Consider the following 23,918-nt stretch of genomic DNA (forward strand, 5'->3'; position numbering starts at 1 on the left):
CAACGCTCTCCGTTGTCCATCCGACTGAACCCGGGAGGAGAACATTGTCCACCGACACCGACTGCCCCGTTGCCGACATCGACCTGTGGAGTGACAGCGCACTCGCCGACCCCTACCCGTTGTGGGCCGAACTGCGGGCGCTCGGCCCGATCGTGCGGCTCAATCCCTACGGCTTCTACGCCGCCCCTCGCTTCGCCTCTTCTCGCGCCGTCCTGGCCAGCTGGCAGGACTTCTCCTCGGCCAGCGGAGTCATGCTCAACGACGAGACCAACAAGGAGCAAGCAGGCGCCACGCTGCACAGCGACCCTCCGCAGCACACCCTGCTGCGCAAGATCATCAGCCGGCCGCTGACCCCGTCGTCGCTGAAGGCCGTCTGCGGCACGATCCACGACGAGGCGGAGGCACTCGCCGACCGCCTCGTGGGCCGCGTGCGCTTCGACGGAGTCGTGGATCTGGCCAGGTACCTGCCGATGACCGTCGTTTCCCGGCTGGTCGGGCTGCCGGAGTCCGGCAGGGAAAGCATGCTCGCGTGGGCCGCGGCGGCATTCGACTACTCGGGACCACCGAACGACCGGGCCCGAGCGGCGCTCCCGGTCGTGCGAGAGGCTTTCGAGTACTCGTTCGACCCGCGGCTGCGGGAACGACTGGATCCGGACGGGTGGAGTGCCCAACTCTGGCGTGCGGCCGAAGCGGGCGAGATCGACGACACCCAGTGCCACACGCTGCTGCTCGACTACTGGGGCCCGGCGCTGGACACCACGATCTCCGCGATCGCGGGCGCTGTCTGGCTGTTCGGCCGTTTCCCCGCACAATGGCGACTGCTGCGGGACGATCCGCGACTGCTCTCGCACGCGGTCAACGAGGTACTGCGCTACGAGTCGCCCACCCCGTACTTCTCCCGGGTGACCACTCGGGACGTCGAACTCGGCGACCAACGGATACCCGCCGGATCGCGGGTGCTGGTGATGTACGGCTCGGCCAACCGGGACGAGCGCAAGTGGGACCACCCCGAGGTCTTCGACATCCGGCGCAACCCGACCGATCACCTCGCCTTCGGCCACGGAGTCCACATGTGCGCGGGCATGCACCTGGGCAGGATGCAGCTCCTCGCTGTCCTCGGCGCACTGCTGCCCCGGGTCGAGCGGTTCGAAGTCCACTCGGCCGAAGTGCTGCGGAACAACATGATTCGCCAGCTCCGGCGCCTCGACGTGTCGGCTCACCCCGCATCGGGCCACCAGGCACAGAGGACTTCGACGTGAACAACCACGAACCACCGGCTCCCGCGCAGGCGGACCCGGCCGCCCTCCGCCTCCTCGATCTGATCTCGGGGTATTGGCGGGCAGGCGTGGTCAGCACCTTCGCGGAACTCGGTATCGCCGACTCCCTTGGCTCGGAGTGCCTGCCACCGGCAGAGGTCGCGCTGCGACTGGGGCTCGACGGCTCGACGTGCGCACGCTTCTGCCGGGCCGCGGCCGCCATCGGACTCCTGACCCGCACGCCTGAGGGTGCCGTCTCGTTGACCGACCTTGGTCGCGCGCTCATGACGGACGCGCCCGGCTCGGTGCGCGACGTCGCCCGCTGGTCCGGCTCGATCGCCGAGCGGGCGACGTGGACCCAGCTGGACGCGGCCGTACGCACCGGCCACTCACGTTTCTCCGCAGTCCACGGCCACGACATCTGGGACTTCTTCGACTCCCATCCCGCCGTGGGAGCGGTGTTCGACGCGGCGATGACGGACCTGTCGCGGACAGTCATCGCGGCGGTCGCGGACGTGCTGGATCTGGCTGGTGTCACCACTGTCACCGATGTCGGGGGTGGACGCGGTGGGCTGCTCGCGGCGATGCTCACCCGTGCCCCGCATGTGCGGGGTGTGCTTTTCGACCAGCCTGAGGTCGTCGCACTCGCACCCGAGGTCTTCCTGGCGGCAGGCGTCGAAGATCGGGTCACCATCACCGCGGGTTCCTTCTTCGACGCCATCCCGGCAGGCAGCGACCTGTTCGTCATCTCGAACGTCCTGCACAACTGGGACGACGACCGGACTCGAGCCATCCTGCGGTCCGTCGCATCGGCCATGAAGGCAGGCGACCAGCTTGCCATCGTCGAGGCACTGCCGGATGTCGACCCGCGCTTCGACGAGCTGGTCGCGCTGATGGACATGGACATGCTCGTGCTGTGCGCAGGCAAGCAGCGCACCATCGACGACTACCGCGCGTTGCTCGCCGAAGTGGACATCGAGATCACCGGTGTGGACCGGGCCGGGCTGGAGTCCGTCGTCCGCGCCACGAAGATCCACCCAGTCTTCGACTGAAGGAGAAACATGGACACGCTTTCGAGCCCGCGCGTCGCCGACGTCTTGACCGCGTTGTTCGACGACGCCGTCACCGCCGACCAGTCGATGGCGCAGAAGTCCGACGACGTACTGATCGACGACGACATGATGAGCTGGGCCATCGCCGAGGAGCGCCGGGACTACAAGGCGTTCTACCAGTCGTACCCCGGGAACTACTGGTGCATCGCCCCGGAGTTCGGCCGCCTGCTCTACGTGCTCGCACGGGCCTGCGGTGCGCGACGGATCGTCGAATTCGGTACGTCCTTCGGCGTCTCGACGATCCACCTCGCGAGCGCGTTGCGCGACGCCGGTGGCGGCGGCAAGGTGATCACCACGGAGATCGTGCCTGAGAAATCCGCGCGAGCACGACAGAACCTCGCCGCGGCAGGACTGGACGACCTCGTCGAGTTCCGGGTAGGTGACGCGCTCGAGACGCTGCAGGACGGCTTCGACGGCCCGGTGGACCTGCTGCTGCTCGATGGCGCGTTCAGCCTCTACCACCCGGTCCTGCGACTGGTCGAGCCGTACTTGCGGCCGGGCTCGCTGGTCCTCGGCGAGAACGCGCTGGAAACCGCAGGTCCCTTCCTGGACTACGTCCGCGACCCGGCGAACGGTTACGCCGGGCTCACGCTGCCGTTCGAGCCGTCGCGAGGCAACCACCTGGCAGTGCGCACCGGGTGAGCCCTGCGGCCGACACCGCGAACTCCCCCGACACGTCGGATCTTGCTGATGACGCGTGGCTTCGTTAGGGTAACCTAACAGCCTCGACTGAGGCTCATTCGACAATGCCGGTCGTCGCCACTTCGGTGCCACTGGACGACTGACCGTGAAAGGGGACCCGCTTCGTGCGCCAGGTGCACCCTGACCACCGGACACGAGGTCCGAACCGGCTCCTGGCCGCCACGCTCAGCGCACTCGCCCTCGCGGCAGCAGGATGCGCGGGTCAGGACGCCGGTTCGAGCCAGGCCGCCGGACCGGGCAGGATCAGCTTCACGTCCTGCGGCCAGACCATCACGCTCGACCGCGCCCCGCAACGCGTGGTGATCACCAACGACGCCATCGCCGACGCGCTGTTCGCACTGGGTGTCGGCGACCGGATCGTCGCCAAGACGCGGGGCGAGTCCGCCCCCTCCCCCGCGCTCAAGGCACGCCTGGAGTCCCTGCCCAACCTGGGAGTGCGCAACCCGAGCACAGAGGCGCTGATCGCCGCCAAGCCCGATCTGCTGATCACCGATCAGCTCGACAAGGTCTCCGGCAGCAACGGCGGCCCTACCGTCGACGAGCTGAAACAGCTGGGAGTCGCGACCTTCGTCGTCGGCGGCGACTGTGTCAGGGACATCGCCGAGGACAGCGCGGGGCTCGACGCGCTGGACGCCGACCTCGACCAGTTCGGCAAGGTCTTCGAGGTGCAGACGGCCGCACGCGCACTCGCGGACCAGTTGCGCGCCCGGCTCGACGACACCCGGCGACGCACCGCCCAGCAGCCCAAGGTCGGCATCGTCGAGGTGGCGCAGGTCGCGGGTCAGCTCTACGTCACCACCGGCGGCCTGTCGAACGACGTGATGCAGCGAGCGGGCGGCAAGAACCTGTTCGGCGAGCTGCCAGGGCAGTTCACGCCGATCAGCCCCGAACAGATCATCGCCCGCAACCCGCAGGCGATCATCATCGACGACTTCACTGCGTCGGCCGACGGACAGCGTGACTCGATCGCCTACCTGACCCGAACGTTCCCCACGACCGACGCCGTCAAACAGCAGCGCATCCTCGCGATCGACGCGGCAAGGACCGGCGCGCGTGGCAGCACCAGACCGGTGGACGGCGTCGTGGAACTCGCGCGCTTCCTGCACCCGAACGCCTTTCCCGCTCAGTAGACCTCCTCGATGCCGAACAAGACACTGCCCGTCGCCGGCCCCGACAAGCCGTCGCGTACGCGACTCTCCCTCCCGGTCACCGCGCCCGCTCTGCTGCTGGTGCTCATCGTCATGGTCTGCGTGGCTGTTTCGATCGGCTCAGTCGGCGTGCGGCTGGACACCGTCGCCATGGTCATCCGTGATCACCTGATCGGCGCCAAGCCCGCCGCCAGCGCCGTGGACGACCGGATCGTGTGGCACCTGCGGCTGCCCCGCGTCCTGCTGGCCGCCGTAGTCGGCGCGGGACTCGCCGCCGTGGGTGTCGCCCTGCAGGCGACGGTCCGCAACCCGCTCGCCGATCCGTACGTGCTCGGTGTCTCCGCGGGCGCCGGGTTGCTGGCCAGCGTCGCGATCACGCTCGGATCAGTGGCGGTGGCGGGGTTGTCGACGTCGGCAGCGGCCTTCGTCGGTGCGCTGGTCGCGACGATGGCGGTCCTGATGTTGTCACGCAGGGCCGGTCGTGTCGTGCCGGGTCGGCTGGTCCTCGCCGGGGTGACGCTGTCCTATCTGTTCAGCGGGGCCACCAGTTTCGTCATCTTCCGCAGTTCCGATCCGAACGCGGCGCACTCGGTGTTGTTCTGGCTGCTCGGTTCGCTGTCGGAGTCGTCGTGGAAGAACCTGACGCTGCCCGCCGCGGCCGTGGTGGTCAGCGGCGTCTACCTGATCCTGCAGGCCCGGACGCTCAACGCGCTCGCCGCGGGCGACGACGCGGCGCTGTCGCTCGGCGTTTCCGTGCACCGCACGCGGATCCAGCTGCTGGTCGCGGCGTCGCTGCTGACCGGTGTGCTCGTCGCGGTGTCCGGCGGGATCGGGTTCGTCGGGCTCATCGTCCCGCACGTCGTGCGGCTGGTCATCGGCCCCGACCACCGGCGGCTGCTGCCGACCGCGATGCTCGTCGGCGCGATCTACCTCGTCGCCGTCGACATGGTGTGCCGTATCGCCGTTCGCCCAGAGGAGCTGCCCATCGGGATCGTCACCGCCGTACTCGGCGCACCGGTGTTCCTGTGGCTGCTGCGCCGTTCGGAGGCATCGTGAGACTCTCGTTGTCCGGGGTGAGCGTCCAGCTCGGCGCCACCCCCGTCGTCTCCGACTGCGACCTGGCGGTCGGCGACGGCGAACGCGTCGGCCTCGTCGGCCCCAACGGAAGCGGCAAAACCTCGCTGTTGCGCACCATCCACCGCGCGATCGATCCGGTCGCGGGCAGTGTGGCACTGGACGGCGACGACGTGCGTGGCCTCGGTCAACGCCAGATCTCCCGGCGTGCGGCCCTCGTCGCGCAGGACAGCGCCCCGGACTTCGACTTCACCGTCGAGGAAGTCGTGGCCATGGGTCGCGGCCCGTGGCTGGGGCCGTTCGACCGGACTTCGGCACGCGACAAGGCCACGATCGTGGGCGCGCTGGAACGGGTCGAGCTGGCGAACCACCGCACAAGACGGCTGTCCACCTTGTCCGGTGGCGAGCGGCAACGGGCACTGGTCGCCCGTGCCCTCGCCCAGGAAAGCCCGCTGCTCCTGCTCGACGAGCCGACCAACCACCTCGACGTGTACGCCGCGCTCGAACTGCTCGAACTGGTCCGCGACCTCGGCCGGGCGACGCTGTGCGTGCTGCATGACCTGAACCTCGCGGCCACGTACTGCGACCGGATCTACGTCCTGCACCGCGGACGGCTCGTCGCCCATGGCCCGCCCGTGGAGGTGCTCAGCCCGGACCTGGTCCAGGAGGTCTTCGGCGTCACGTGCACGCACGTGACGCACCCGGTCACCGGCGGGCTGCTCCTCGCGTTCTCCCCGCGCAAGGTCGCCGACCTCTGAACGGATGCTGTGCAACCAATGTGGCCTTCGTTGCGTTTTTCGCAACGAAGGCCACATTGGTTGCCAAGAGTGGCGACGCCGTTCACCGGCGGTTTTCCTGCTGGTCCGCTCTGGACACCTGGGCGTTGTAGCTTCCTGCGGTGTCAAGGATTTCCGTGATCATCTGCAGTGTCGCCGCCGCCGCGCTGGTGCTCGGCGCGAGCCCGCCCACGGTTCAGGCGGCCAACACGGCCGACGTCGAAGGTGTCGTCTACGCCGACACCAACGGCAACGGCAAACAGGACGAAGGTGAGCGTGGGCTCGGCGGCGTCTCGATCAGCGACGGCGCCGCCTGGGCGACGACCGACAACGCGGGGCGCTACACCATCACCGTGGACGTCGCGCGGCGCGAGAGCGACCTGGTCTACGTCGTCTCCCCCGACGGGTACACGCCGCCGTTGCGGGAGGACTTCGTCCCCCGGTACTTCCGGCCGGTCGCGCCCACTGTCGACTTCCCCCTGGTGCCGGACGCCCGAGCGGCCGACCCGGCCGAGAAGTGGCAGATGGTGTCCGACACCGAGACCGACAACCGCAGCGACCAGTCCAGCGAGCACACCCTGGACCAGTGGACCAGCCAGGTGCGCGCGATGGCCGAAGACCCCGCTGCGAGCCTGACGATCGCCACCGGCGACCTCACTGTCACGGACTACACCACCGCGTCCCGCAGGCAGGGCAGTTACGACATCCTGCGCACCGGACTGGTCTCCGGCAAACTCGGCCACGCGTTCTACCCGGTCATGGGCAACCACGACTTCTCCGAAGGCGCGTACACCGCATCGGTCGAGTTGTTCCGGCGCAACCTCGGGCCGGAGTGGTACAGCTTCAACCGCAACGGCCGCCATCACGTGGTGCTGGAGAACAACTACGACACCGGCTCACTCGTTCCGCAGCTGGCGTGGTTGCGTGAGGACCTGCGCCGCAACGCAGTCGGCAAGCAGGTTTTCGTGTTCGCGCACCGCTCCCTGTTCACCCAGTGGGGACCGGGCTCGGCCATCCAGCCCATTGTGGACGAACTGGCCAAGTACGACGTGCGCATGTTCGCCGCGGGGCACAACCAGCAGGCGGAGTTCCGCCGAGGCGCCTTCCCCCGTTCGGTGGAGATCAACAACATCGGCGCGACCTACGGCATCGACGGCGTACGCCCGAGCTACAAGGTCCTCGACTTCACTGACCTCAACGACAGGTATGTGACCGGCCAGCACCACCAGTTCACCGTGCGCGACGACATGGCCGTGGTGAGCCCAGCGCAAGCAAGCGTGCACGAGCCGTTCGCCAAGATCCCGCTCGACGTGTACGCGGAAGACGACGGACGCATCCCGGCCAGGGCAAGCGTGCGGATCCGCAACGCATGGGGATGGACCGTGTGGCAACGCGATCTGACGTTCGGCTCCGCCAGCGAGCCGGGCGGAAAGGTGAACTGCTACACCCCACCGGGCGGGTCCCCGGAGCCGTGCCCGAAACCGCGTGACAACTGGACGATGGCCCGTTCGGAGATCGCAGGGCTGTTCCCGGGCACCTACCGGGTCGACGTGATCGCCCACGACACCGCAGGAAAATCGTGGCCCGCTGCGCGGAACACCTTCCGTGTCGCCCCGCCCTTCGCGTTGCACAAGCCGAAGGCGGGTGCGGACTGGGCCAGGCAGGGCGGCGACGAACAGGGCCGCTCGGCGGCGTCCAGCGACCCAGGTGCCGTCCTCGACCAACGCTGGTCGGCCAACACCGGCCAGAACTTCACCCTCAACGGCGCCGCGATCGCCGGCGGCAAGGCGATCGTGACCACCCAGGCGTTCGCGTCGCCGTACAACCAGGTGATCGCCTACGACCTGCGAACGGGCAAGACAGCGTGGCGCACCTATGTGGACGGTGACGCCGAATCGTTCCCGACCGTCCACGGCAACACGGTCTACCTGACCACGGGTGTCGGCCGGGTGTACGCACTCGACGCGAACGACGGTCACGTGACGTGGGAAAGCATTGAGAACGAACAGAAAATCGGCACCACGGTCCGCCGTTACGGCCGTGCGGGTGGCCCGGTGAGCGTGTTCGACACGTCAGCCGGACGAGTCGCCGTCTACCAACAGTGGAACCAGATCATCTGCCGCGACGCGACCACGGGTACCAAACGCGGCGCCTTCCGCGCCGACGAGGTGGGTTGGGGCGAGTTCCACAGCACAGCGGTCCGCGTCCCCGGCTCGGACAGCGCGTACCTCAACAGCGGGGCGGGCAACGCCCTCATCCGCATGAATCTCACCACCTGCGCACGGGAGTCGTCGGTATCCCTGTCCAAGGACATCTACGCCCACCCGTCGCCGGTGATCACGGGCAACACCGTGGTCTCGGTGTCCCAGCAAGGGGTGGTCGCCCACGACACAGCGGGCAAACAGCTGTGGTCGGCGACGGTCCCCACCACCAACTGCGAGCCGGGACCGCCGCCGATCACGACACCGGCGGTGTACGACAACATGGTGTACGTCGCCGGAATCGACGGGAAGGTCCGCGCGGTCAACCCGGCCGCACCGAACACGCCCGCGTGGGAGACAGCGGTCGGCTATCCTCCGGGCAGGAGCCCGATGGACGATCCGGCGCGTGCCAAGTATTGCTCGGCCCGTCCGGCAGGCGCCCCGGCGATGCACCCGTTGGCCACCGCCACGACGGTCTACGTGGGCACCTGGGACGGCCGCCTGATCGCCCTCGACCGCCGGACGGGAAAGATCCGCTCCGAGTACAAGCTCGGCGGCGGCCTCACGTCCGCGCTGTCGGTCTCCGGCGACTGGCTGATCGCGCTCACCACTGACGGAACCGTCCACGCGCTGGCGAGCCGCCGTACGCTCTATCCCTTGCCTCCATTGTAGGCAGGACGGGAACCCGGCGCGGTGCCGCGCCGGGTTCCGCCAGCGTCTGGCCAAGGTTGGATCGAGTCCCGGCTTCGGTAGCATGCGACAGATGGCCATCAAACTCGAGAACGTCGGCATCACCGTTCGCGACCTCGAAGCAGCGATTTCCTTTTTCACAGACCTCGGTCTCACCGTCGTCGGCCGTGACACGGTCAGCGGTGGGTGGACCGAGACTGCCGTCGGCCTTGATGGCAACCACGCCAACATCGCGATGCTCCAGACGCCGGACGGTCAGGGTCGCCTTGAGCTCTTCGAGTACATCCACCCCGAAGCGATCGAGTCGGAGCCCACTCGTCCCAACGAGATCGGCATGCACCGCGTCGCCTTCTCCGTCGATGACATCGACAAAGCCCTTGAGACAGCCGCGAAACACGGATGCCGTCCGCTTCGCGGCGTGGCCACCTATGAGGACATCTACAAGCTCACGTACGTCCAAGGTCCCAGCGGCATCATCGTGATGCTCGCCGAGGAGCTGAAGAACTGACGTCCGATCGGATCACGTGACGATCAGCGGAAGTCTCGGCTCGATGTCGGCAGCCACTTCGGCGGCGGCAGCGCAGGCGGGCTCGACGTTGTTCGCCCCCAGTACCTGGCTCCTGACGTGGACGGATGTCGCCGTGGTGACTTCGAGGCGGTACTCGCAGTCGCTGATCGTGGACACCCCGGACTTGTCGGGCCGTTTCTCGTACGCGTTGCGCTCGTTCACCACGCGCACGGCCGATGTCTCCCCGTTCTGGCCCTTCGCCCCGGAGGTCCAGAGGGACACGGAGACGAACTCAAGGCTGCCGGGGGTCGTGGTCCCGGTGCTGTACCGACAGGACCGCACCACCTCGGTGGACGGGTTGCCCTCACCGAGGCGCATCGACGCCTTGCGGTCCGTGCTGATCAGGGCGCATGGGTCAAGCGCGCGCACGTCGACCGGCCGGTCACGGTCGGCGCGTACGGGCGCTGGATCCGGAGCGGGCAGTTTGGCTGCCAACTGGCGGGTCAGGTCGGGAAAGGCACAGTCCTTGCTCTCGGGTTTCGTCACGGGCGCGACTTCCAGCGAGGACGTCGCGTTCACCTGGAAGAACACCCTGCACCCGATCAGCTGCACCGGGCCGACCTGGTAGACCTCCCTGCCGTCGACGTTGGTCGTGACGAGGTTGGCCGACCTCTCCCGCTGGAAGCTCTCGGCGATCCGCTTGGCGTCGGCGACCCGGTTCGGTGCGGCGCTGTCGCGCAAGACGAGTTCCAGGGATCCCATCCGGACCCCGCTGGAGTCGTCGAGCAGTCTCGTCGTGAGCAACGTGCACGAACGCCGGTGGCCGTCCTTGGTCTCCTTGTCCACTTTGAGGCGAAGGTCGGCCTTCTCCTGGTCGGTGAGCAGGTCGCACGGGTTGATCGCGGCGACGTTCGCCGGTCTCGCCGGTGCCTCAGGCGTGCCGGATGTGCCGGAGCACCCTGCTGTCAACACGAGGACCATCGCCGCACCCACCAGGCGCCTCATCGGTGTCACCACGTCCTTAGTCGAGTTCGGCGCCCACCATGGCAGCTCCGGGGCCCACGGGGCGAGGGTTGAACGACCGTCATCGGATAACGCGCGAGCATAGGGAACTGGCAGTGGCAGACCCCGGCGGGGTCCACTGAGACTGACCGGGCCCTGTCCCGGACCCGAGAGGTTTCCCCATGGCTGTGCGGATTCGACGAACGTTCTCGTCGGTCACCCTGCTGCTGTGCGGCCTGTCCTTGTGCCCAGCCGTCGCCCACGCAGCCGACACCGTCGACACCGACACGATCGGCACCGACGGATACGTGCACGTCGCGCCCAACGGCGTCGTGCTCGGCGTCGACCCCTACTACCCCACGGACGGCAACGGCGGGTACAACGTCGCCGACTACGCGGTGAACCTGACGTACGACCCGGCTGACCGCTTCCTCAACGCCCGGACCGTCGTCACGGCCACCACGACCCAGCGTCTCACCCGGTTCAACCTCGACCTGCGCGGCCTCACCGTGAGCTCGGTGAAGGTCGGCGGCGTTCCCGCGTCCTTCACCCGCGCCAAGGAGCACGAGCTGGTGATCACCCCGGCCACCGGGCTCGCCGCGGACACCGCCTTCACCGTGGAGATCGTGTACTGCGGCCGCCCGCAGCCCGAACACACCCCGAGGCGGGGCGCGACCGGTTGGCGCACGTCGTTGTCCGGCGGGGTGTTCGCGGCAGGCGCGCCTCACTCGGCGACGACGTGGTTCCCCGTCAACGACACCTCGGCGGACAAAGCCACCTTCCACGTGAAGGCCACTGTTCCCGACGGCTGGGCCGTGGTGTCCAACGGGGTGCGCCAGTCCGTCCACAACGGACAATACACGTGGGCGGAGGAAACCCCGATCACCCCGTCCGCCACGATGATCGGCATCGACCGGTACACCGTGCGCGAAACCACCCTGCCGGACGGCACTCCCGTCCTCGACGCGTTCGCACCCGGCACCGGCACCGCCCTCGCCAGGTCCCTGCCCAAGGTCATGGCCTTCCTGACGGCCAAGCTCGGGCCATACCCGACACCTTCCGCAGGCGGACTGTACGTGCCGGACTGGATCGCCTACACGCATCCGTCACAGGGCCGCCCGGTGTACGGCTCCGGCGCGGACCAGTCGGCGCTGGCCCAGGCTGTGGCCGCGCAGTGGTGGGGCAACCAGCTCGCCATCAAGATGTGGAGGGACCAGCCGCTGGTCGACTCGTACGCCCGCTACCTGGTGTGGCTGTGGGACGAGGCGAACGGTGGCCCGGATGTCGAGCGGCGCTACCAGGACGCGCTGCGCCGGGCAGGCACGGACGCCCGGTTCTGGGGACGTCAGCTGGCCGATCCGGGTGTCGGCAGGGAGTTCTCCGTCACCGACAAGGGTGTGCTGATGGTGCACGCCCTGCGCAAACACATCGGTGACGAGAAGTTCTTCGTGGTTCTGCGTGAATTCCCGCAGATCGCCGTGCTGCTCAACCAGGGCTGGCACGACTGGGAGCTCTACACGGCGGCGGTGGCCGACATGGACCTCAGCGCGTTCCACAACGCCTGGGTGCACGGCACCACCCCGCCACCGGCGGAGTTCCGCTGACCAGCGCGGACGCGGGTGTCCTCCAGGAGGACACCCGCCCGGTCAAGCCAGGTAGCGCGAGTACACCGGCGATTCCTCGCACTCCAGCCGGTACGCCAGCGCGGCGTCCGCGACGACCTGCCGCGCGCAGTCGGCGAACTCGCCTTCCCTGTGCCACACCAGCAAGAACCGCCGCGACAGCGCTCCGTCCGCGAGCAGCCGTGCGGCGACCTGCTGGTGCCCCTCGCACGCCGCCTGCGACAACCCGACGGCACCGTTGCGCACCGCCGCCACAACCATCCCGTAGGACTCCGAGACGTACCGCACCCGAGGCGTGAACCCCGTGCGACGACAGGTTGTATGGAAGTACTCGTGGAACCGCGACGAGTCCGGTGTGGGCAGCACCCACTCCTCCCCCGCCAGCTGGTCCAGCCGGATCACCTTGTGCCGGGCCAACGGGTGGTCCTCGCGCAGCAGCACGAGCGTCTGGTCGTGCGTCACCACCGCTGTTTCCACCGACGCGGGCGCGACCGTCTCGTACCCGGGGTAGTCCTTGACCACGCCCACTTCCAACCGCCGCTGGGCGACCAGGTTCACCACGAGGTCCCGGCAGTCGCTGTCGAACAGCGACGCGCCGGGACCGCTCGGCCCGTGTTCGCCCACGATCGCGGGCAGGTGGCCGAGGATCGGCGAGCACACCCCGCCGACCCGGACCACCCCGGACGGTCCGGTGCGGGTCTCGATGTCCCGCACCAGGCCCTCCATCAACGGCAGCACCGCGCTGATCCGGTCGAGCAGCAGTTCTCCCGTCGGCGTCGGCGCGACGGAATGGGTGTGGTTTCCCCGGTCGAACAACCTTTGCCCGAGCGTGTTCTCCAGGCGCTTGAGCTTTCCGCTGACCGCGGGCTGGCTGATGCCGAGCAGCACCGCCGCCTCCGACAGGCTGCCCGTCGCGCCGATCGCCTGCACCAGCCGCAGGTGGTGGACATCAAGTTCCATGCCGTCACCTCCGGCGTTCAGCGGTGCGTGTCGACCCCGGACCCGGACAGCGGCCGCGTGATCCCGACCGTTTTGCCGATCACAGCGTACAGCGCGAACGCGGCCACGACGGAGTTGATCGTCGGGATGCCGACCGGGACCAGGAACCCCACGGCCGCGCCCACCACCCAGCACACCAGCGACGCGGGCACCCAGTCCGGCGGGTCGTCCGGCAGTTTGCCTGCCGCGCGTGTTTCTTCGAGCTGCGCACGCCAGGTGCGCACCACGAAGTACTCGGCGATCACGATGCCCGCGACCGGTGGGGTGACCACCCCGATCCAGGTCAGGAACACGGTGAAGTGGTCGAGGATCCCCCACGCGGACAGCCCGGTGCCGAGCGCGCCCAGCCACAGCGTCGCCCGGGCGCGGCTGATCTGTCTGCGCAGCAACATGTCCACCGTGTTCACCAGGCCAAGCGACGCCGAGTACAGGTTCCAGTCGTTGATCTTCATGATCGCCGCGACCATGATCAGCGTGCCGATCACACCGGAGTTGGACATGATCACCGCGACCACGTCCGCGCTGCGCGCGGCGTGCGCGAGCAGCACCCCGGTCAGGCCGATCAGGTACTCGCCGAGGGTGACGCTGATCAGGGTCTGCTTCACCACGTCCCCGACCCGCCGGTTGAACCGGGTCATGTCGGGTGTCATCACCGCACCCATGATGAACGCGCCCGCGACCAGCGTGGTGCCCTGCGCGAGGCTCAACGCGGGGCCGGGAGCAGGCATCCCGACCAGCTGAGCCAGATCGTGCCTGCTCAGCTCGGACACGATCGTCCACCCGGTGAGCAGCAGGAACGCGGGAACGGTCAGGTACGCCGTCCACGCCATGGTGTGGAAGCCCGCGACCACGACCGCGGTCACCGCCATGCCTCCGACGACCGCCCACACCCAGACGGGCGGACCGCCCATGAGCGCGTGCAGGCCGTGCGCGAACACGTCGTTCTGCACACCGAACCACCCCGCGAGGCTCAGCGTCACCAGCAGGCCCACCAACGCGGAACCCCGCCCGCCGAACCCGGCCCAGCGCGCCAGCACGGACGTGGAGAGACTCTCCCGCATTCCCGCGACGCCCATCAGGATCGTGACGATCTCCAGCATCACCGACCCGAGGGTGATCGCGAGCACCGCGTCCCAGAACGTCATCCCGAGGCCGAGTGTGGCGCCGAGCAGGAACTGGTGGAACGCGGACACCTGGCCGAAGCGCTGCACGGCGACGGAGAACCACGACGTGCGGGCCTCGTCGGGCAGCCTGCGCAGCGAATAGTCGTCGTGTGCCATCGTCACGCCGCCTCGTCTTCGGCGCACAGCACGACGAACCCCTGACCCGGGTGCGGCTGCCAGGTCAGTTCCCGCGCGTAGAGCCGTTCCAGGAATGCGACGCGCTGGTGGTAGGCGAACACCGAGCTGTCGACCCCGGCGATCGCCGGGGTGTCGATGAACATCGGCAGTTCGGCCAGGAAGTACAGAACGGCACACCGCAGCTGCGCGTCGGTCGGCGTTCGGCCAGGTGGCAGACGGCGGTCGAGCACCCAGTGGGTGGCGTCCAGGCAGTGCGCACCGAACTTCTCGTCGGTGGCGAACCTGTCGTGCGCGTCGCGTAGGAGGCCCTGGTAGTGGGCGTTGTAGGCGAGCGCGGCGCCGTCGAGCACGTGCTCGCACGGGTCGTTCACGCCCACGTCCCGCAACGCGCGGCAGATCTTGTTGAGCACGTACTGGCCTTGGCGGCTGGCCTTCCGCCGGGCGCGGGCGGGTTCGTAACCGAGTGCCTCCAAGGTGTGCACGGCCGCGCGGTCGGGCACGAAGAAATGGAAACGCTCGAATTCCCGTGACGCCCAGTGGGCGAGCGCGGCGATGCGTTCGGGCGTGAAGTAGCTGTTGAACGGGCTCACACCGATACACACGTGCCTGCCACTTCGAAGCGGGGCGGCGCAGTGTTCGGTCAGCGGAGTTGTCAGCAACACCGTCGACTCCGAAATGTATTTCACAGGGGCAGGGAAGATCCGGATTCGACCACTATCGGCAGGAACCCGCGCACCAGGTACTGCCGAAAAGTCATGCCGCCGTCTTATACGCCATGGGAACTTCTGGGGCGTCCGATGCCGGTGAGGTGGCCTTCACGGCACGCCATGGCTCTAATGAGTGGCATGGAGCTTCAGGTTCGGCATCTGCGGGTGCTGGTCGCCATCGCCAGGGCAGGCAGCCTCAACCGGGCGGCGGGCCAACTCCGGCTGGCACAGCCCGCCCTCAGCCACCAGCTGCGCAGGATCGAACAACTGGTGGGCGACAAGCTGTTCGACCGCGGCCCGCGCGGCGTGCGACCCACCCGGATCGGGCAGCTCGTGCTGGCCCGCGCGGCGGCCATCATCCCGGCGTTCGACGAGCTGGATCGGGATTTCCGCGGGCAGCAGCTGGCGCAGGGCGACGTCCGGATCGGCTGGAACGACAGCGCGCTCGCGTCCGACGTCTTCCACAGCGTCCGGCACCTGGTTCCGGGCGCCGAACTCACCACCCGCTCGGATCTGTCGAACAGTCGGCTGGTGACCCAGGTCGCGGGCGGGTGCGTGGATCTCGCGCTGGCGATGATCTGCGGCCCGCGGTCGCTTTCCGCGCCGGACGGGGTGCGCGTCGAACGGGTGGCGACCGAGCCGTCGTTCGTGGCGATGCCGTCGACGCACCCGCTGGCCGCCGCGCCGGTCGTCGACCTGGCGGAGTTGGCGCAGGAGCGGTGGATCGTGTCCAGCTGCGGCGACGGCTGCCGGATCGTGTTCCGCGAGATGTGCCTGGCGCACGGGTTCGCCCCGCGCATCGCGCACGACGTGGACACGCTGCGGTTCAACCTGGTCCGCGGCGGGCACGGCGTGTGCCTGGTGCAGCCGACCACCCCGGAGATGCCCGGCATGGCGATCCGTCCGCTGGCCGGCGATCCGATGACCGTGCAGCACCTCCTGGTGTGGCGGGCGGATCATCCGTTCGCCGAACGGTTCGACGCGGTGCGCCGGGCGGGTGTCGAGGCGTACGACCGGCTCGCCGCCGAGAACGACCGCTATCGCCGGTGGCTGGATAACGGCGTGGCATAGCCGTCTGGCAGTGGGCGCGAAGTCCTCGCCCGGCCACACTCGGAATTGGCGTGAAACACCACGCCGATCGGGCCGGAAAGGGATTCCACGATGCTGCCGCTGATCACGCGTGACGAACTCCGAAAAGGTCTCGAAGCCGGCACGCTGGTGGTGGTCGACACCATGCCCGCGGCTTATTTCGAACAGGAACACCTGCCCGGTGCGGTGAACATTCCCGGGTTCCCCTACGAGCAGGCGGCCGAGTTCACCGACCGGTACGCGCCGGAGGCCCTGCCGGACAAGACCGCCGAAATAGTCGTCTACTGCGCGAACGTGCCCTGCCGCAACAGCGAGTTCGTCGGCGCACGGCTGCGCGAACTCGGCTATTCGAACGTGCGCAAGTACCGCGAGGGCATCGAGGACTGGGTCGCCGCCGGTCTGGCGACCACCTCCGGCTGACCCGCACACACGCACTTTTCCCTGCACATCAAGGAGCTCCCATGTCCCTGCTCAAGAACTGGCTGCGCGCGGGCACTGTCGCCGCGGCCGTGGTGGCCTCGGCGCTGCTGTCCGCCCCCGCCCAGGCCGCGCCGGTCTCCGCCCCGAACGCGGTGATCAGCGCGGAGAACGTCGTCACCGTGACGTCCGCGAACTACAACCAGGTGATGGAGACCTCCCGCACCAAGCTGGTGATCCTGGACTTCGGCGCCACGTGGTGCCCGCCGTGCCGCCAGCTCAAGCCGGTCATCGAGAAGCTGGCCGGGCAGTACGGCGGCCGGTTCCTGCTCGGCGAGGTCGACGCGGACACCAGCCGCGACCTGGTGTCCCGCTACCGCATCCAGTACCTGCCGACCCTGGTGCCGGTGCGCAACGCGGCTGAGCTGCCGAATTCCCGAATGATCGGGTTCAAGGGTGAGTCCGCATTGCGGACGTGGATCGACGCCCAGTTGGCCAAGGGCTGATCCAATCCCCCGCGCCCCGGCACGGCCAGCCCACCGTGCCGGGGCGTTTCCGCTCGGGAAGGAAACCCTGTGCCAGTGGACAGACTGCCGCTGCGGGCGTTGCTCGCGTTCACGTTGACCGTGCTGCTCGGCTGCCTCACGGAGGTGTTGCCCGCGGGCCTGCTGCTGGGGATGTCCGAGGACCTCGGGGTGTCGCCGTCCACGACGGGACAACTGGTCACGGTGTACGCCGTCACCACCGCCGTGACCGCGATTCCGTTGACGGCGTTGACGTCCCGGCTGCCGCGCAAGCGGGTTCTGGTGGCGCTCGTGCTCGGGTTCGTCGTGACCAACCTCGTGATCGCCGTGTCCCCTTGGTATTCCGTGATCATGGGTGCACGGGTGGTGTCCGGGGCGGTGACCGGTGTGATGTGGTCGCTGGTCGCGGTGTACGCGATGCGGATCGCGCCGCCCGCGCTGGCCGGACGGGCGCTGGCCGTGGCGATGGCGGGGACGCCCGTCGGGTTCGCGGCCGGCGTGCCCGCCGCGACAGCGCTCGGCGAACTCGTCGGCTGGCGTTGGTCGTTCGCGGCCATGGCCCTGATCGCAGTGCCGTTGCTGTTCTGGATTCTCGTTGTGGTGCCGCCGATCCAGGTCACCACCGCCGGGTCCGGCCGGACAACACCGGCTTCCTCGCCGTGGGCCGGAATGCGACCGGTGCTGCTGATCGTGTTCGCGTACTCGTTGGGGCACAACGTGCTCTACACCTACCTCGGTCCGGCACTGGCTCGGCTGGGCCGCGAAAACCTGGTGAGCACCGCCCTTCTGGCGTTCGGCGCGGCGGCGGTGTGCGGGATCGTCGTGGTCGGCTCCGCGCTGGACCGGTATCCCCGTGCCGTGCTTGCCTGGTGTCCCGCGTTGACCGCCGCCGGGATCGTCTCGCTGGCGTTGTCCGACGACGCTGGCCCGATCCTGCTGGCGTCCGCCCTGTGGGGTTTGGCTTTCGGTGGCGCTCCCACAGCGTTCCAGGCCGTCACCGCTCTGGTCGCGGGCAGAAGCGCCGACCGGGCCCAGTCGTTGACCATCGCCGCGTGGAACGGCGCCGTGGCCGCCGGCGCGGCGCTGGGCGGCGTGGTGTTGAACCACGCCGCCCCCGCTCTACCGTGGACCGCCGCCGTGCTGCTGGCGGTGCCGATTCTCACGGCGGTCCGGCTACCGCTGTCAGCGCGTGGAACTGACCACGCGCTCGTCAGCGAATGAGACCTTTCACGCTCCCGCCAGCAGATCGATCAGTTCACTCAGGGAGTCGCGCAGAGCGTCGGCGAACGCGTGCATCTGCTCCGCGACCGGTTGGGGCGTGCTCAGGTACACGTTGAGGCGACCGGGCAACAGGACGTAGGCGACGCCGATGCAGCGACTGCTGGTCGAACCGAACCCGAAGTACTGGATGTTGTGCGACGGGGCCGAACTCGTGCTCAGGTAGTCGTCGCGCATGATCTGCCAGCCCGGGGACTCGTACAGCGCCAACGGCTCGGTCGCGCCGAGTTCGGCGCCGCGGCGCCGCTGGATCATCTGCAGCTCCCACAGGTGCTGTTCCGGCGCCTGCCCGGCCTGGCACTGCTTGGCCCTGGCCACGTGCTTCGCCCCGGCTTCGGCCAACGCCGCCCGACGGGTCGCCGCGTCCGCGTCGGGATCCTGCATGGCCTGCACGAACCGCACCATTTCCGGTGTCACGACGCGCATCGCCTCGGTGCGGCCGTTCTGGAACTGCCGTGTGGCGATCGACTCGTACGTGGCGCCGGTCAGCCCCTTGGCGCGGTAGTGGGCCAACTGGTACGCGGCCTGGACGAAAGCGTCCGGCGACATGCCGAGCTGCTTGATCCGATCGGTCCCGATGTCCGCGAAGGACAGTTCGGTCGTCGCGGTGGCCGCCGCGTAGTTCGCGAACGCCTGACCCGCGGCCTCGACGTCGACTCGCAGCGCGTCGCCGAGGACGAACCGGATCGGTTCCACCTTCGGGATGCCGCTGCCCGGTGTGCCCGGGTCCACCGGCGTGCCGACGACCTTGTCGACGAACGCGAGGATCGTGGTGCCGTCGAGCAGGCAGTGCTCCACGTTGATTCCGGCCTGGCCGTCGGCGAACACGACGAACGTCACCGCTTTGTCGAACCACCGGTTGGCGCTGTCGCCGTGCAGCAGGGCATCACAGGCAGCCAGCTTGTCCGCGGGCGCGTCGCTCTCCAGAGACACGCAGAACAACGCGGTTTCGACCACGTCCAACGCCTCGGCGTTCGCCGGGTCCTCGGCGATCAGGGCCTCGCGGCTGGCCGCCCACGCCGCCCTGGCCTTGGTCGTGAGGTGCCCGACGGGACTGTAGTGGGCTTCCTCACCGGCCAGGACGCTGCGCAGGCCGTCGGCGAGTTCGCTGGTCGCGTACGGCTTGCCCTGCTCGTCGAGTACGTCCATCCGGAACATCCGCCCGCGGTGGAAGACGACGATGTGCCGGGCAGGCGAAGGGCCCGGCCATTCGTCGCCGTAGGGGGCGCGCACGGTGTCCTGGTCGGCGCCGGGGATCCGGGTGGCCGAGAACAGGTACTTGTGCTGCAGCATCGACTGGGCCTGGCCGCGCAGCACCACCGGTGGCAGTTGCTCCGCGTCCACCAACGCCTTGTACGCCAACGACGACGCGATCAACCCGGTCGCCCGGTCCACCTGATCGGCGCCCCGGGCGTCCTGGAACAGGAAGAAGAAGTTGGCGTTGAGGGCGATCCGGTCCCGGCGGCCGAGGTACCGCGTCCGCCAGAAGTCGTCCAACCAGCTGAGCACACCCGGGCTGTCGTTGTAGCGCTCCAGGTCGGCGTGCAGGACGTGGGCGGGACTGTCCGGTGCCAGGAACGCGGCCACCGCGGCCTCCGTCGTGGCCAACTCGTCCGCGGTGAGCAGCGGCGCGCACCACTCCAGCAACAGCGAACAGCTGTCATCGAGTGTGGGCAGCGGCACGCGGGGCAGCAGGCCTTCGTTGCTGAAGGTGGTGGTCAAGTCCCTCATCCTCGTGGTTGGTGCTGACCTGCCACTCCGTCCGCGGCAGGGGTGGAACCGGCGCTGCCGGGAGGTCGGCAGACACGCAGCTGGGCGTACAGCCAACCAGTGTCCTCCAGCCCGCGCGGATCGATGCCCCGTGAGTGCAGCGTGTCCAGGACCTGGTCGCGCTCCTCGTCGGAGACGAACCGCCGCTGCCGGAACACCCCGTCGACCAGTTCGATGTCATACCCCATCGCGCGCAGGCACTCCTCGATGGGGTCGAACGGCACCATCCGCAGCACGAAGTGGGCCATCCACGGCCGGTGGTCGCCGTCGACTGTGGCCAGTCGGGTGATGGTGCGGGCACCGACGTACCCGATGCAGCCGGTGGAGATCACCAGGTCGGTGCCGGACAGCCGGGCACGCTGGGATTCGGTGAGGTCGCCGGTTTCCAGGTCGGCGCAGACAGTCTCGTCCAGCAGCCCGGACGCGTACGCGTAGTCCAGCGCGGGCCGAGACGAGTCGAAACCGACAATCCGGGCGCGCGACTGACCGTCCGCGAACCGCTTCCGGTCGCGAGCCAGCACCTCTTCGCGGTCCATGGCGCCGACGATCGGGTCGGTATACCACTCGTACAGTTCGTCCATGGTGGCGCCGCCGTTCAGCAACGCCGCGTTGATGCCGTATGAACACCCGACATCAAGCACCCGCACAGTCCGGCCGAGTCGCGTCTGCCGCTGCCGGATCAAATCGGCGAAGTACGGCGCCGCGAGTTGGGGTATGCAGTACTCGAACTCGCGCAAAGTCGTGAAGTAAGCGCGTGGATCGGCCTGCGTGTAGATGTGGTCGAGGGAGACTTTTCCGGTGGTGTCATAAGGCACGCGCCGCACTCCTCTGAGGTCAGTCGAGCAGGCGGTCCCCACGGACCGCGCGGAACTCGGCCGCGGTGTGCTCCGGTAGCACGCGGCCGAACAGCTGCCTGGTGCGTTCGACACTACCCATGACGCCTGGTCGCTCGCTGTAGGCGAAGATCGCCGTGTGTCGTGCGGTGCCGCCGGTGACCTCGGTGACGCGGTGCAGGGAATACCGGCCCTTGAACAGTTGGAGATCACCAGGGGCCAACGTCAGCCGTCGTGGCAGGTCGGGTCGCGTGCCTGCCAGCACGCCCGCGACGTCCTCGAAGTTCTCCGCGTCGGCCGACCGGATGTTCGGACAGTACTCGAAGTCGCCGCCCTCCGCCGATTCCTGCGTGAGCATGCTGACTGTGTACTCGTTGGTGTCGAAATGCCACGGGTGTGCGCGTCCGGGCGCGATGACGTTGAGGCAGAGACCGGACAGCGGATCAGCCAGTTCGTACAAGGCAGGCAACCGGAAACAATCCGCGACGAAGCGCTGGAACAACGTGCTCGTGTACAGCTGTTGTAGGACGGAGTCGGCCGGGATCTGGTCACGGGCCACGAAGGCGTTGCCGCGTTCCATCGTGACCCTGCCGGGGTGGCCGTCGGGCAACGGCGTGCCGACCGCGATGTTGTAGGCGTTCACCACTTCGACCTGGCCATGGGCCAGCGGGGCGACCCCGGCGCACTCCCGCTGGACGGTGTCGCGCAGCTCGGGCCGGATGAAGTCGGACAGCACGCAGCAGCCCACGCGATCCAGTTCGCGCCGCGCGTGATCGACAGCCGCGCGCCACGCCGCACTGCCGGGATCCGACAGGGGGTAACGATCCGTGTCGACTACCTTTCCCGGTGCCGCGACGACCGGTCGTTTCATGCGTGGGATCCCTTTCCCTGGTTGCCGTCCTGCGATCGCAGTCAAGCTTCCCGGCTGCGCACCCCGCACGGCTGCCTTTTTGTGATCTGCTCCACCAAAGTCTGGCAGACCCAGGTGCCTGCGCCTGCTGTTCCTTGTTACCCCACAACGCCTCGGCAGCACCAGGGCTCATCCGTCATCGACGAGAGCCATCACGGTCGGCAGCCGGTGTGCCGGTGACAGGGAAGCCGTCGACCGCCGGTGCCGGGGTGGCAGTGTCGGCACTGTCCTCAAGCAACTGGGCGACGGCCTGGTTTCCCGCGTAGGTGATGAGTTCGAGCAATGAGCCGTCGGGGTCACGGAAGTACAGGCTCGTACCCGCGCCCCGCGCTCCGGGCCTGGTAACCGGGCCGAGTTCCACGGCCACGTCGTGGCGCGCGAGGTGCGCCGCGGCGTCGGCCACCGTTCCGGTCCAACGGAAACACAGGTCCGACCCGCCTGGTGTCACAGGAACGCGTGCGACGGGCACAGGGGCCATCCCGGGACCGTGCACGTTGAGATGCTGGGCACCGAACCGGTAGACGAACCCTTGCCCTGTGGCTATGACAGTGGCCCCGAGGACATCGCTGTAGAAGGTGTTGGAGCGGTCCCAGTCGGTGACACTGATGACACAGTGGTCCATGGCCACCATCACCTTGCCGGGTGTCCGGCCGGGTGCCAGTGCCAGATCGAGCGCGGCCTCGCAGTGCAGTGCGGTGGTTGCGAAAACCGGGACATCGAGGTGCTCCTGGCTGACGCTGAGTTCGAGTTCGGCGCAGCCGAGGACGACGCCTCCGGCCCCGGCGTCGACGAGGGACCGGGCGATGCCGAGCAGCCGGTCACGCGATGCGGGGTCGACCCGTCCGACGCAGAGCTCGTCGTAGATGATCCGCTGAACCGCCTGCCGGTCCGCCTCGTCCGGGACCAGCGTCCGGATGCCGTGCGCTTCGAGCCGGTCGCGGTAGAAGGATTGCTCCATTGTGTACTTCGTGGCGAGCAACCCCACCGTGGTCACGCCGGACGCGGTGACCGCATCGGCGGTGACGTCCCCGAGGTGCAGTACCGGGATCGTGACGGCGGCTGCGACCTCGTCGTACACCTTGTGCATCGTGTTCGTCGCGATGAGCACGAACGACGCACCCGCTGCCTCCAGTGACCGCGCCTCCTGAGCGAGCACGGCTGCCGCCGCGGCCCAGTCGCCCTCCTCCTGCATCCGCGCGATCGGCGCGAAGTCGACGGTCGCCACCCGCAACCGGGCGGAGTGCAGTCCGCCGAGGCGGGCCCTGGTCCCCTCGTTCAACCGGCGCAGGTACTCCGCCGTCGATTCCCAGCTCATGCCGCCGATGACGCCGATCAGTTCCATGACGTCCAGACTCCGCGATCGACTAGGAAAGTAAAAGCGGAAGTCGGTGACGTCACCTGGTTCAGAGATCCGGGAGCACGTCACCGGCGTCCGGGTAGCGACCCTGTTCCAGGCGGAAGATGTAGCCCCGGAGGTCCGCCCTCAGGTCACCCGCCAGGTACGTGAGGAACTCGCGCGCCCCTTCAGCGGCGTCGCGGTCGTAGCGGTCGACCTCGCCGCTCCACTCGCTGAGCAACGCCGTGACATGCTCCTCGACCCGGTCTCGCTGCTCCCACCAGGCGCGGACGGCGTCCGGTGTCCACCGGGAGTCGCCGTCGCAGGCGTAGCCCTGGAAGGGATCCGCTTCGGCGGCGGCCAGCAGGCAGTCGACCTCCGTCGGGGTCTTGGGCTGGCGGAAGACGAACTCGTTGTAGTACTCGCCGCCGTAAAGGACGTGGTGTGGCGCATGCAGCCGTCCGGTCCAGCAGTTGTCGGTACTACCCGTGTAGAAGGGGCCTGGCACGTTCAGCCAGTGCTTCTCCGCCCATTTCTTGCCGTCGTCGGGCGGGAAGAAGCCTGGCGGAACGTGCGAGGTCGGATCCCATGGCGCGGGCGTGTCAGTCACAGCACCAGCATCCCGCAGCACCTACGGGCGCCGCCACCTCCGGCGATCCACCT

Annotated in this window: 22 protein-coding genes; 13 read left to right on the top strand and 9 right to left on the bottom strand. The window is 68.5% G+C overall.

What is annotated here, in order from left to right:
- Positions 1–44 precede the first annotated feature (44 nt).
- The 8 genes from ALI144C_RS32220 to ALI144C_RS32255 all read left to right on the top strand — a co-directional run bounded on the left by ALI144C_RS32220 (position 45) and on the right by ALI144C_RS32255 (position 9,467).
- Positions 45–1,259, top strand: coding sequence for a cytochrome P450 (locus tag ALI144C_RS32220; RefSeq protein ID WP_076990922.1), 1,215 nt, complete (start codon positions 45–47; stop codon positions 1,257–1,259).
- On the top strand, positions 1,256–2,308 hold the full coding sequence (locus ALI144C_RS32225) for a methyltransferase (RefSeq protein WP_076990923.1): 1,053 nt from the start codon (positions 1,256–1,258) through the stop codon (positions 2,306–2,308). The genes ALI144C_RS32220 and ALI144C_RS32225 overlap by 4 nt, the downstream gene beginning before the upstream one ends.
- Positions 2,309–2,317: 9 nt before the next feature.
- Entirely contained in the window at positions 2,318–3,010 is a 693-nt protein-coding gene (locus tag ALI144C_RS32230) for an O-methyltransferase (RefSeq protein ID WP_076990924.1), read from the top strand.
- A gap of 164 nt (positions 3,011–3,174) precedes the next feature.
- Positions 3,175–4,200 carry an ABC transporter substrate-binding protein gene (locus ALI144C_RS32235; protein WP_076990925.1) on the top strand — a complete coding sequence of 342 codons (1,026 nt, stop codon included), beginning with the start codon at positions 3,175–3,177 and terminating at the stop codon, positions 4,198–4,200.
- A gap of 9 nt (positions 4,201–4,209) precedes the next feature.
- On the top strand, positions 4,210–5,274 hold the full coding sequence (locus tag ALI144C_RS32240; RefSeq protein WP_076990926.1) for a FecCD family ABC transporter permease: 1,065 nt from the start codon (positions 4,210–4,212) through the stop codon (positions 5,272–5,274).
- Positions 5,271–6,050, top strand: coding sequence for an ABC transporter ATP-binding protein (locus ALI144C_RS32245; RefSeq protein WP_076991028.1), 780 nt, complete (start codon positions 5,271–5,273; stop codon positions 6,048–6,050). Before ALI144C_RS32240 ends, ALI144C_RS32245 begins: the two co-directional genes overlap by 4 nt.
- 140 nt (positions 6,051–6,190) lie before the next feature.
- Positions 6,191–8,941, top strand: a complete 2,751-nt coding sequence (locus ALI144C_RS32250; RefSeq protein ID WP_083753572.1) for an outer membrane protein assembly factor BamB family protein — start codon at positions 6,191–6,193, stop codon at positions 8,939–8,941.
- A 91-nt stretch (positions 8,942–9,032) separates the two neighbouring features.
- Complete coding sequence (locus ALI144C_RS32255; RefSeq protein ID WP_076990928.1) at positions 9,033–9,467, top strand: VOC family protein; 435 nt, start codon at positions 9,033–9,035, stop codon at positions 9,465–9,467.
- A gap of 12 nt (positions 9,468–9,479) precedes the next feature.
- On the opposite strand, the gene ALI144C_RS32260 is transcribed toward ALI144C_RS32255, so the two are convergent.
- A complete protein-coding gene (locus ALI144C_RS32260) occupies positions 9,480–10,472 on the bottom strand; it encodes a DUF3558 domain-containing protein (RefSeq protein WP_076990929.1) in 993 nt (330 codons plus the stop codon).
- Between the two features lie 179 nt (positions 10,473–10,651).
- Here ALI144C_RS32260 and ALI144C_RS32265 point away from each other — a divergent pair, with 179 nt between their 5' ends.
- On the top strand, positions 10,652–12,073 hold the full coding sequence (locus ALI144C_RS32265; protein ID WP_076990930.1) for a hypothetical protein: 1,422 nt from the start codon (positions 10,652–10,654) through the stop codon (positions 12,071–12,073).
- A 42-nt stretch (positions 12,074–12,115) separates the two neighbouring features.
- On the opposite strand, the gene ALI144C_RS32270 is transcribed toward ALI144C_RS32265, so the two are convergent.
- From ALI144C_RS32270 to ALI144C_RS32280, 3 genes are read right to left on the bottom strand one after another with little or no spacing between them, the layout of a single operon-like run.
- Positions 12,116–13,051: a LysR family transcriptional regulator gene (locus ALI144C_RS32270; protein WP_076990931.1), complete on the bottom strand. Its 936-nt coding sequence runs from the start codon at positions 13,049–13,051 to the stop codon at positions 12,116–12,118.
- 17 nt (positions 13,052–13,068) lie between these two features.
- Complete coding sequence (locus tag ALI144C_RS32275; protein ID WP_076990932.1) at positions 13,069–14,370, bottom strand: purine-cytosine permease family protein; 1,302 nt, start codon at positions 14,368–14,370, stop codon at positions 13,069–13,071.
- A gap of 2 nt (positions 14,371–14,372) precedes the next feature.
- Positions 14,373–15,077 carry a tRNA-dependent cyclodipeptide synthase gene (locus tag ALI144C_RS32280; protein ID WP_237774414.1) on the bottom strand — a complete coding sequence of 235 codons (705 nt, stop codon included), beginning with the start codon at positions 15,075–15,077 and terminating at the stop codon, positions 14,373–14,375.
- Between the two features lie 159 nt (positions 15,078–15,236).
- Between ALI144C_RS32280 and ALI144C_RS32285 the strand changes: the two genes are divergently transcribed.
- The 4 genes from ALI144C_RS32285 to ALI144C_RS32300 all read left to right on the top strand — a co-directional run bounded on the left by ALI144C_RS32285 (position 15,237) and on the right by ALI144C_RS32300 (position 18,349).
- Positions 15,237–16,169 carry a LysR family transcriptional regulator gene (locus ALI144C_RS32285; protein WP_076990933.1) on the top strand — a complete coding sequence of 311 codons (933 nt, stop codon included), beginning with the start codon at positions 15,237–15,239 and terminating at the stop codon, positions 16,167–16,169.
- Between the two features lie 90 nt (positions 16,170–16,259).
- Entirely contained in the window at positions 16,260–16,607 is a 348-nt protein-coding gene (locus tag ALI144C_RS32290) for a rhodanese-like domain-containing protein (protein WP_076990934.1), read from the top strand.
- Between the two features lie 41 nt (positions 16,608–16,648).
- Complete coding sequence (locus tag ALI144C_RS32295) at positions 16,649–17,110, top strand: thioredoxin family protein (protein WP_076990935.1); 462 nt, start codon at positions 16,649–16,651, stop codon at positions 17,108–17,110.
- 69 nt (positions 17,111–17,179) lie between these two features.
- The gene (locus tag ALI144C_RS32300) at positions 17,180–18,349 is read left to right on the top strand and encodes an MFS transporter (RefSeq protein WP_237774415.1); all 1,170 of its coding nucleotides are present in this window, start codon (positions 17,180–17,182) and stop codon (positions 18,347–18,349) included.
- Positions 18,350–18,355: 6 nt separating this feature from the next.
- Here the strand turns inward: ALI144C_RS32300 and ALI144C_RS32305 are convergent, their stop codons facing one another.
- From ALI144C_RS32305 to ALI144C_RS32325, 5 genes are all read right to left on the bottom strand, one after another.
- On the bottom strand, positions 18,356–20,137 hold the full coding sequence (locus ALI144C_RS32305; protein WP_076990936.1) for a choline/carnitine O-acyltransferase: 1,782 nt from the start codon (positions 20,135–20,137) through the stop codon (positions 18,356–18,358).
- On the bottom strand, positions 20,134–20,991 hold the full coding sequence (locus ALI144C_RS32310) for a hypothetical protein (protein WP_076990937.1): 858 nt from the start codon (positions 20,989–20,991) through the stop codon (positions 20,134–20,136). The genes ALI144C_RS32305 and ALI144C_RS32310 overlap by 4 nt, the downstream gene beginning before the upstream one ends.
- Before the next feature lie 19 nt (positions 20,992–21,010).
- Complete coding sequence (locus ALI144C_RS32315; protein WP_076990938.1) at positions 21,011–21,880, bottom strand: HalD/BesD family halogenase; 870 nt, start codon at positions 21,878–21,880, stop codon at positions 21,011–21,013.
- 175 nt (positions 21,881–22,055) lie between these two features.
- Positions 22,056–23,261 carry an amino acid racemase gene (locus tag ALI144C_RS58740; protein ID WP_076990939.1) on the bottom strand — a complete coding sequence of 402 codons (1,206 nt, stop codon included), beginning with the start codon at positions 23,259–23,261 and terminating at the stop codon, positions 22,056–22,058.
- Between the two features lie 61 nt (positions 23,262–23,322).
- Positions 23,323–23,865 (bottom strand): ferredoxin, encoded by a 543-nt coding sequence (locus tag ALI144C_RS32325; protein WP_076990940.1) that lies wholly within the window; start codon positions 23,863–23,865, stop codon positions 23,323–23,325.
- Between the last annotated feature and the right edge of the window lie 53 nt (positions 23,866–23,918).

The organism is Actinosynnema sp. ALI-1.44 (genome assembly GCF_001984155.1).
GTDB lineage: Bacteria > Actinomycetota > Actinomycetes > Mycobacteriales > Pseudonocardiaceae > Kibdelosporangium.